The sequence below is a fragment of the Jatrophihabitans sp. genome (assembly GCF_036388195.1).
Taxonomy (GTDB): Bacteria; Actinomycetota; Actinomycetes; order Mycobacteriales; family Jatrophihabitantaceae; genus Jatrophihabitans_A.
Map to the genome: position 1 here is coordinate 1 of NZ_DASVSG010000079.1, position 9,243 is coordinate 9,243.

Here is a 9,243-nt window from a genome sequence, read left to right on the forward strand (position 1 = left end):
CGCGGCGGTGTCGCTGATCGCCGGGGTGGGGCTGGGCTGGGCACGGCAGGTCAGCTCCGGGGTGCCGGTGATCAACTTCATGTCGATCCCCACCATGCTGGCCGTCGGCTACCGGGCGGCGATCGGCGCCGCGAACGCCGGCACCCTGGTCGACGCGACGGTGCGCGACTTCCGCAACGTCGGCCTAATCGTCAGCGCGCTGCTGCTGGTGGTGCTCTGGTTCCGGGCGGTGCGCGGGCCGGCGCTGCGGCTGCTGGCGCTGGGCCTGTTCACGCTGGTGGTGCTGGGGCCGGCGGTCCAGCCGTGGTACTTCAGCTGGTCGCTCACCATCGCGGCGGTCTTCGTGCTCAAGCCCCGGCACATCGGCTGGATCGCCGCCGCGTCGATCGCGCTGACCCTGCTCACCCGTCCGATGGGGTCGAGCCTGGAGATGGCGGCCTACCTTCCGGCGGTGCTGGCCGCGGTGCTGGCCACCCGGGCGCTGCTCGGCCCGGTCGTGCAGCGCGGGCAGCGCTCCCCCGAGCCGGCATCCCGGCAGCCCGCCGTCCCAGCGCCACCCAGCACGACAGGGTGAGCAGGATCAGCGCGAAGCCGAAGCCGAGATCCTCCACCGGCGCGTAGGCCAGCCTGACGCCGAGGATGGTCTCCGGGTCGTACTGGACGATCCGCAGGCCGGTCAGCACCCCGTTCACCAGCAACTGGAAGCCGACCATGATCGCGTAGGACACCCAGAACGCCTTGCGGCGCAGCAGCCTGGTCCGCAGCAGCACCAGGTCGCAGGCAGCCGCGCCGAGCAGGCCGACGACGACCAGCCAGGTGTAGGTCATCGCGCCGGGCCATCCGGATCGGCGGGGCCATCCAGGTCGGCCGGCTCGTCCCCGATCGGCCAACCGGGGCGGCGGCGGGCGACCGCCTCCAGGGTAAGGATCGCGCAGATCGGGATCACCACGAAGAACAGCACCTCTTCCACCGGCAGCCCGGCCAGCTCCAGCCCGGTCAGGTAGCGGTGGTCGAAGCGCCAATGGCCCTGCCGGACGGCGTACAGGTCCCAGGCCACCCCCAGCACCAGGCCAGGAACGAGCGCGGTGAGCAGCCTGCGCCACCGGGCGTACACCCGGACCCGCAGCACCACCTCCAGCGGCAGGGTGCCGAGCAGGCAGCCGGCCATCAGGGCCAGGTAGGTCAGCTGGCGCATGGCGCGGCCAGCCTCAACCGCCGCGGGGCCGTCCCTGCCATCAGAACGCCGCTGCCTGGGCCCGCCGCTTGATCTCCGTCCCCCGGTTCTCGGCCAGCGCCTGCACCGGGGTGCCGGGCAGCGAATCGTCGGCGCGCAACAGCCAGTCGATGATCTCGGAGTCGGTGTAGCCACCGTCGCGCAGCAGGGTGATCACCGACGGCAGCGCCTTGAGCACGGTTCCGCCGGCCACGAACGCCCGGGGCAGCACCCGGCGGCCGGCGTCGTCGGTGGTCACCACCAGCTGGCCGTCCTTGAGCAGCTGATGCACCTTCGTGATCGGGATGCCCAGCAGCTCGGCGGCGTCGGGGAGCGGAATGAGTTCGGTCGGGTCGGGCATGCGATCAAGCCTGCCATGCGGCCTCAGCGGATCCGCCAGCCCTCCCGGGCAGGCTCGGGCGAGGGCGCGCAGTCGGCGTCGGTCCAGGGCCGGAAGCTGCTGTACCGCAGCGCCAGCTGCTCGCGGTCGCGGACGCCGGCCGGGAACGGCTGCCGGGCGATCTGCTGACTCAGCCGCTCGACATCCAGCTTCGACGAGGCGGCCAGCACCACGTTGCCGAAGCGGCGGCCCTTGAGCACGTCGTTGGAGCTGACCATGGCCACATCGTCGAACACCGTCCACAGGCCGGCCAGCACCCGGGCGATATAGCGCAGGCCCGGCTCGTCCACCAGGTTGGCCAGGAACAGCCCGTCGGCCTTGAGCACCCGCCGGACGTCGGTGAGGAACTCCAGCGTGGTCAGCGACGCCGGCACCCGGCCGTCGGCGTAGGCGTCGAGCAGCACGACATCGGCGCTGGCGTCGGCCAGCGCGCGCACCCCGGCGCGACCCTCCTGCGGCCTGATTCGGATCCGGTGCTGGCGGGGCAACGGCAGCCTGGTGCGCACCAGCTCGGTGAGCTCGGTATCTGGCTCGAGCACGATCTGCGGCGAACCGGGCCGGCTGGCCTGCAGGTAGCGCGGCATGGTCAGGGCCCCGCCGCCGATGTGGGTGACCGCCAGCGGGCCGTCCGGCAAGGTGTCCAGGACGCTGGCGAAGTACTGGATGTACTCGAAATCGAGGTAGGTGGGGTCGTCGATGTCGACATAGGACTGCCGGACGTCGTCCATCACCAGCATGGTGCCGCCGGGATGCTCGTCATCGGCGATCAGCTCGATCCGCGGCCGGGACGGCGTCCCAGCAGGCGTCGCAGCAGGCATGCCGTCACCCTACTGTCGTGCCGTCGTGCCGGCCCGCCGCGCGGCGCTGACCGGCGGCTCTAGGTTCCGAACTAGAATTGCGGGGTGCAGACGGCTCCTGATCGGATCGTCGGCCGTGTGCTGGAAGGTCGGTACCGGATTCTTCAACAGCTCGCTCCGGGCGGCATGTCGACCGTGTACAGCGCATTGGACGAGCGCCTTGACCGCCCGGTAGCGGTCAAGGTGATGTCGGCTGCGCTGTCGATGGACCCGGCGTTCGCCGACCGGTTCGCCCGCGAGGCGCGGGTGGCGGCCAGGCTCTCGCACCTCAACGCCGTGGCGGTCTATGACCAGGGCAGCGACGACGGGCACGTGTTCCTGGTGATGGAGCTGGTGCGGGGCCGGACCCTGCGCGACCTGCTCCGCGAGCGTGGCGCGCTGCCGCCGGCCCTGGCCGTCTCGATCATGGAGCCGGTGCTCGGCGCGCTGGCGGCGGCGCACCGGGCGGGCCTGGTGCACCGCGACGTCAAGCCGGAGAACATCCTGCTGGCCGACGACGGCGCGGTGAAGGTGGCCGACTTCGGACTGGCCCGCGCGATCGAGGCCGACCAGAGCAGCACCCGCACCGGGCTGATGATGGGCACCGTCGCCTACTGCCCGCCGGAGCAGATCTCACGGGGGTCAGCCGATGCCCGTTCGGACGTCTACTCCGCCGGGGTGGTGCTCTTCGAGCTGCTCACCGGCTCGGCGCCCTATGTCGGCGACAGCGCGATGGCGGTGGCCTACCAGCACGTCAACTCCGACGTGCCGCCGCCGTCCACCCGGCGGCCGGGCATCCCGCCGCAGCTGGACGAGATCGTGCTGCGGGCCACCTGCCGCGAACCTGGCGGCCGGCCGCTGGACGCCGGTGCGCTGCTGGCCGAGCTGCACACTGCCCGGATCGATCTGGGGCTGCCGGTGATCGGCGTGCCACCCCGGCCCCAGCCCGACACCGCGACTCAGGACACCCAGCGGATCGGCCGGCTGCCCGCTGCTGCCACCGCCACCTCGGCCACCGCTCCGACACCGGCCCGCGTCGACCTGCACCCCACCACGGTGCACGAGCGGGTCCTGCCGGACCGGACGGGCGCCGAAGCCGGGCGCGGCGGCCCGCCCGATCGCGGTGACCGTGGCACTAGATCCGGTCCGGCGCCAGCCCGGCGGCGGCGCTCCCGGCGGCGGGCGATCCTGGTGGTCGCGCTCGTCCTGCTGCTCGGCCTGCTGACCGGCTACGCGGCGTGGTACCTGGCGGTCGGGCGGTACCACGCGGTGCCGGACGTCGCCGGGGACAGCCGTGCGACGGCGGTGACCGAGCTGCGCGAGGCCGGCTTCAGCGTCGACTCCGCCGTCGACCAGGCGTACTCGGAGACGGTGGCCGCCGGCACCGTGCTCGGCAGCGAGCCGGACGCCGGCAGCCACCTGCTCAGCGGCCGCACCGTGCGGCTGGTGATCTCACGCGGACCGGAGCGGTTCGTGGTCCCCGCGGTGGCCGGCCAGGACTACGGCGCGGCGCAGCGGGCCTTCGACCCGATCCCGGTCCGGCTGGTCCGCCGCAACACCGCCGATCCCACCGGCAAGATCCCGCCCGGCCAGGTCATCCGGACCGACCCCGGGCCGGCTGCCAAGATCAAGCGCGATTCGACGGTCACCGTCTACGTCTCGACCGGCCCGCCGATCGTCGCGGTGCCCAACGTGGTCGACAAGACCCAGGACGAGGCCAGCTCCGCCCTGACCAAGGCCGGCTTCAAGCTCAACATCGAACGCGACTACTCCGACACGGTCCCGGCCGGCTCGGTGATCCGGCAGGACCCGGCGGCCAAGGCTTCGGTGGCGAAGTTCAGCACCGTCAACCTGGTCATCTCCCAGGGCCCCCGGCTGATCACGCTGCCCCAGATCCGCAACGGCACCCCGGTCGCGCTGGCCCAGGACCGGCTGGAGAGGCTCGGCCTCACGGTCCGGATCAAGCGGGCGTTCGGCGGCTTCCTCGGCACGGTGGTCGGCATGGACCCGGCTGCTGGCACCCAGGTGCGGCCGGGCACGGAGGTACTGCTGACGGTGGTCTGAGGACTTCGCCGGCCAGCCGCCCGCAGCAGGCAAGTTAGCCTTGGCGCATGGTGATCGTGATGGCTGCGTCGGCGACCCGGGCCGACATCGAGAGCGTGGTCGCCCACATCGAGGGCCACGGCGGCCAGGCGTTCGTCAGCCGCGGCGTCACCCGCACCATCATCGGCGTGGTCGGCTCCGAGGCGGTGCTGGAGACCCTCGACCCGATCGGCCTGCCGGGCGTGGCCGACACCAAGCGGATCACCGCGGCGTACAAGCTGGTCGCGGCCGAGAACCACACCAACCGCAGCACCGTCCGGGTCGGCGGGGTGCCGATCGGGCCGGACACCTTCACCCTGATCGCCGGGCCGTGCGCGGTGGAGTCGGCCGAGCAGGCGATGGAATCGGCCCAGCTGGCCAAGCGCGCCGGGGCGAGTTTGCTGCGCGGCGGCGCCTACAAACCCCGCAGCTCGCCGTACGCCTTCCAGGGCCTGGCCGGCGCCGGGCTGAAGATCCTCGCCGAGGTGCGGCAGGAGACCGGCCTGCCGATCGTGACCGAGGTGCTGGACGTCAACGACGTCGACCTGGTGGCCGAGCATGCCGACATGCTGCAGATCGGCACCCGCAACATGCAGAACTTCGGGCTCCTGCAGGCGGTCGGCAGCGTCGGCAAGCCGATCATGATCAAGCGCGGGCTGTCGGCCACCTACGAGGAATGGCTGATGGCCGCCGAGTACGTCGCCCAGCGCGGCAATCTCGACATCGTGCTGTGCGAGCGAGGCGTCCGGTCCTTCGAGCCGACCATCCGCAACATGTTCGACGTCTCGGCGGTGCCGATGATGCAGCAGCTGTCGCACCTGCCGATCATCGTCGACCCGTCGCATGCGGCCGGCCGGCGGGATCTGGTGGTGCCGCTGGCCCGGGCCGGCATCGCGGCCGGCGCCGACGGGGTGATGGTGGACGTCCACCCGCATCCGGAGGCAGCGCTGGTGGACGGCCCGCAGGCGCTGTACGGGGCCTCGCTGGACGAGCTGGCCGAGATCGTCCTGACGCTGCCGGCGCTGCTCGGCCGGACCTCGGCGGCGCACCGGACGGACGGCGTCACCTGACGAACCCGGAACCGTCAGAGGGTCGCGCGCTGGGGTCGGTTCGCGCCTGCTCGGCTGGACTCCGGCGTTAGATTCAGAGGAAACGTTCGCTCAGCACCGCCGACCACACCCAGGGAGACCCGTGACCCAGTACGACACGATCGCTCTGGACTACCAGAGGATCTCCGCCGCCGTGCCGCTCCGCGACGCCGAGTGGCACTCCCTGCGCGTCCGGCTCGGCGACCTCACCGGTCTCTCCGTCCTCGACCTGGCCTGCGGCGACGGGATGGGCACCCGCCTGCTCAGGCAATGGGGTGCCGCGCGCGTGGTCGGCGTCGACATCTCGCCGCAGATGATCGCGCTGGCCCAGCAGCGGGAAGATGCCGAGCCCATGGGGATCGAATACCGTGTCGCGGACGCCGCGGGGCTGGGGAAGATCGGCGAGTTCGACCGGGTCTGCGCCGCTTACCTCCTGCACTATGCCGAGAACCGGGATCAACTACGCCAGATGGCGCAGACGGCCTATGACAACCTCAAGCCGGGCCAGCAGTTCGTGGCGAGCATCGCCAACATCCTGGAGCCGCCGCAGCCCATCCTCGATCAGCGCAAGTACGGGTTCTCCTTCCGCCTGATGGACGACACCCTCCGCGAGGGGGCGGGGCTTCGCGGCACGCTATTCCTCGGCGAGAGGACGGTGGAGTTCGACTTCTACTGGCTGCCCTGGGAAGCGTACGAGGAGGCTTTCCGGGCCGCGGGATTCCGCTCGTGGACGATCGAGCCTTTCCTGATCCCGCCGGACTCGGACCGCAAGCGCGGCGAGGGCTTCTGGGACGAATACCTCGCCAGGCCATCGGGGATGCACATCACCTGCTCCAGATAGCCCGGCTAGCGGCTTGAAATCCCCTCCGGGTTCGTCCGGTGACCCATCGCCGGGCGGGCTAGCGTTAGAGTCGATCTGCCGGCCAGCAGCGGCCAGCCGCCGGTCTCCAGGACCGGCCCGGGCACGTCGGAGGCGTCATGACCAACCCGCTCGACAACGAGGTGTACGGCGACAAGCGCGTCGACGACGACAACGCGGCGCTGAACGGCAACCCCGGCAAGCCGCAGTCGGACTACCAGTTCGACGACGCCGAGCCGGCGCCGGACCCCAGCGACTTCGAGGGCACCCAGGGAACCGGCACGGTCGTCCCGGGCACCGTGGTTCCGATGGACCCCGACGACGAGCCCCGCTAGGCGCGCCGGACCGGGCTCAGCTGCTCGGGGTTCGGCTGCGCCGGGTCCAGCCGGGCGCCGGCCGGTTGCCAGCCGGGCGGGCCGAAGATGTGGCCGAGCTTCGCCTTCAGACCATGCGAGCGCCGGACGTCACGCGCGATGTTCACGAACTCCCCGAACGCCACCTTGATCGGGTTGTAGGTGTCGATGTTCTTGGTCAGCCCGTACGTCGGACGGTGGGTCTCGGGCACGAAGCTGCCGAACATCCGGTCCCAGATGATCAGGATGCCGGCGTAGTTGACGTCGAGGTAGTCGGCGTCGCTGCCGTGGTGCACCCGGTGGTGGGACGGGGTGTTGAACACCGCCTCGAACCAGGCCGGCATCTTCCGGATCTTCTCGGTGTGCAGGAAGAACTGGTAGATCAGGCTCCACGCCATCGCGGTGAAGATCACCCAGGGCGGGATGCCGATCAGCGCCAGCGGCATCCAGAACGGCAGCAGCAGCATCGGCGTCCACTTCTGCCGCAGGGCGGTGGAGAAGTTGTAGTGCGTGGACGAGTGATGCACGATGTGGCCCGCCCAGAAGAACCTGATCCGGTGCGAGGCGCGGTGGAAGCCGTAGTAGGCCAGGTCGTCGGCGAAGAACACCAGCACCCAGGTCCACCAGAGCTGCGGGCTGAGCCGCAGCGGGGTGAGCTCGTAGAGCGCCGCGTACACGACGAGCGCCACCAGCCGCCAGAACAGGTTCACCACCGCGTACCCGACGCCCATCGCCAGGCTGGTCCGGGTGTCGGCGGGGTCGTAGCCGCGCACCGGCTCGACCACGCCGCCGGGGCCGACCGCGAACTGGTCGTGATGCAGGACGTGGATGGCGAGGATCTCCAGGACCAGGAACACCACGAACACCGGGATCGCGAACATCACCGGGTCATGGATCTCGGTCAATGACACCGTGCGCTCCCTTCCTGTCGCTGGTGATCGACGGCTACCGCTGAAAGTAACGCAGAACGGCCGCTCACGCCCTGCTGAGGGCCCGCTTCAGCGCGGCCAGCCCGGCGTCGGTCAGCTGATCGCCGTGCATGCTCAGCGCCCAGTCCCAGCCGTCGGAGGTCCACCGGTGCTGGACCTCCGACCAGCCGAGCTGCCAGTCCTCCTGGGAGCTCGGCCGGCGGGCCAGCATGCCGAGCCCGCCCTCGCCGATGCTCGCCTGGAACGAGCCGTCCGGCTCGTGGACGTGCAGGAGCACCCCCAGGTCCAGCTCCAGCCGGAGCGGCAGCGGCGCGACGTTGGCGCGGAACCACTCGGTCCGCTCGGCCAGGTCCGCCTGCCACTCGCGCTCGTGCTCGGCCCGCTCGTCCTCCTCGGACCGGGCCGGTCCCTCCCAGTGGAACAGCTGGTCGTCGGCGTCCTCGCCGACCACGAATTCGGTCCACTCGTCCACCGCGGCGAACCCGTCGTTGCGCTGCTGCAGCACCAGACCGGTCTCGGCGTCGACGACCAGCTGGACCGGGAACGGCTTGTGGGCCGGCGGCGCGAGCTCCACGGCGTAGGCCGGGCGTCCCAGGAAGGTGGTCTGTTCCACCGGCCCGGTCGGGCGGGTGAAGTCGTCCCCGGTGAACTCGTTGGCCTCCCGGCGGTGCAGCAGCTGGGTGCCGTTGCCGTGATAGGCCACCGCGCTGCTGGGCGACTCCACCGGCACCGGATCGTCGCCGCGGAACTGCCAGCAGCGCTCCTCCCCCACGATCAGCGACGGCCGGCCGTCCGGGTGCTCGAGACGAACCCGCCGGCCGGAGCGCCAGACCCGGGTCAACACCGGCTCCTCCTCGACGGCGTGGCCGACGTCCTCGGGCGTGTCGGCCTGCGGGTCGCCAGCGGGGTCGGCGCCCGGGCCGTCGCCCACCTTGACCTCGGTGAAGCCGGCGAACACCGGCATCGGCTGGCCGGCGAACACCGTCCACCCGAACTCGTGCTGCGACGGGTCGGTCCCCTCCCGGCTGCTGATCACCCCGCGCACCGGCAGGTCGGGGCCGTCGACCATCAACGTCAGCAGTCCCACCCACGAAATCGCACCTGGCGTCGTCATGCCGGTGACCCTAACCGCTGGCCGGCCGGTTCGGCTCAGCTCAACCGGGACAGATACCGAGCCGGCACCTGCCGGGTCAGCCACACCCCGTTCTCCGAGACGCGGAACGCCAGCCCGTCCTGGTGCATGGCGCGGGCGTCGACTGCCAGCACCGCGCACCGGCCGCGGCGCGCGCCGACCCGGCGGGCGGTCTCGACGTCCGGTGACAGGTGCACGTCATGCCGGCTGCCCCGGTGGATGCCCTGCGCCAGGATCGACTCGACGTTGCCGACCGGCGTGCCGTGGTAGAGCCGGTCCGGCGGCACGGCAGGCGGCAGGCCGAGGTCGACGGCGATCGAGTGGCCCTGGTTGGCGCGGATCCGGTCGGTG

11 protein-coding genes and 1 pseudogene are annotated in these 9,243 nt (G+C 71.4%); 5 read left to right on the top strand and 7 right to left on the bottom strand.

Going from position 1 to position 9,243, the window contains the following annotated elements:
- On the top strand, positions 1-574 hold a 574-nt coding region (gene mptB / locus VF612_RS08365; protein ID WP_408659401.1), incomplete at its 5' end, for a polyprenol phosphomannose-dependent alpha 1,6 mannosyltransferase MptB.
- A gap of 43 nt (positions 575-617) precedes the next feature.
- On the opposite strand, the pseudogene VF612_RS08370 reads toward mptB, so the two are convergent.
- The 4 genes and pseudogenes from VF612_RS08370 to VF612_RS08385 form a co-directional block, all read right to left on the bottom strand.
- Positions 618-827: pseudogene (locus VF612_RS08370) on the bottom strand (lycopene cyclase domain-containing protein); the annotation flags it as partial.
- Positions 824-1,195: a lycopene cyclase domain-containing protein gene (locus VF612_RS08375; RefSeq protein WP_408659402.1), complete on the bottom strand. Its 372-nt coding sequence runs from the start codon at positions 1,193-1,195 to the stop codon at positions 824-826. The pseudogene VF612_RS08370 and the gene VF612_RS08375, both read right to left, overlap by 4 nt.
- Before the next feature lie 40 nt (positions 1,196-1,235).
- A complete protein-coding gene (locus VF612_RS08380; protein WP_408659403.1) occupies positions 1,236-1,574 on the bottom strand; it encodes an Rv2175c family DNA-binding protein in 339 nt (112 codons plus the stop codon).
- A gap of 23 nt (positions 1,575-1,597) precedes the next feature.
- Positions 1,598-2,431: a spermidine synthase gene (locus tag VF612_RS08385; RefSeq protein ID WP_408659404.1), complete on the bottom strand. Its 834-nt coding sequence runs from the start codon at positions 2,429-2,431 to the stop codon at positions 1,598-1,600.
- A gap of 117 nt (positions 2,432-2,548) precedes the next feature.
- On the opposite strand from VF612_RS08385, the gene pknB reads away from it, so the two are divergent.
- From pknB to VF612_RS08405, 4 genes are all read left to right on the top strand, one after another.
- The gene (gene pknB / locus VF612_RS08390; protein ID WP_408659410.1) at positions 2,549-4,513 is read left to right on the top strand and encodes a Stk1 family PASTA domain-containing Ser/Thr kinase; all 1,965 of its coding nucleotides are present in this window, start codon (positions 2,549-2,551) and stop codon (positions 4,511-4,513) included.
- A 47-nt stretch (positions 4,514-4,560) separates the two neighbouring features.
- Positions 4,561-5,601 carry a 3-deoxy-7-phosphoheptulonate synthase gene (gene aroF, locus VF612_RS08395; protein WP_408659405.1) on the top strand — a complete coding sequence of 347 codons (1,041 nt, stop codon included), beginning with the start codon at positions 4,561-4,563 and terminating at the stop codon, positions 5,599-5,601.
- Between the two features lie 121 nt (positions 5,602-5,722).
- Entirely contained in the window at positions 5,723-6,460 is a 738-nt protein-coding gene (locus VF612_RS08400) for a class I SAM-dependent methyltransferase (protein WP_408659406.1), read from the top strand.
- A gap of 137 nt (positions 6,461-6,597) precedes the next feature.
- Entirely contained in the window at positions 6,598-6,813 is a 216-nt protein-coding gene (locus VF612_RS08405; protein ID WP_408659407.1) for a hypothetical protein, read from the top strand.
- Here the strand turns inward: VF612_RS08405 and VF612_RS08410 are convergent.
- The 3 genes from VF612_RS08410 to VF612_RS08420 all read right to left on the bottom strand — a co-directional run.
- Positions 6,810-7,712 carry a sterol desaturase family protein gene (locus tag VF612_RS08410; RefSeq protein ID WP_408659411.1) on the bottom strand — a complete coding sequence of 301 codons (903 nt, stop codon included), beginning with the start codon at positions 7,710-7,712 and terminating at the stop codon, positions 6,810-6,812. The genes VF612_RS08405 and VF612_RS08410 overlap by 4 nt on opposite strands.
- A 94-nt stretch (positions 7,713-7,806) precedes the next feature.
- Complete coding sequence (locus VF612_RS08415; protein WP_408659408.1) at positions 7,807-8,874, bottom strand: hypothetical protein; 1,068 nt, start codon at positions 8,872-8,874, stop codon at positions 7,807-7,809.
- 35 nt (positions 8,875-8,909) lie between these two features.
- Positions 8,910-9,243: RNA 2'-phosphotransferase (locus tag VF612_RS08420; RefSeq protein ID WP_408659409.1), on the bottom strand; the 334-nt coding region annotated here is incomplete at its 5' end.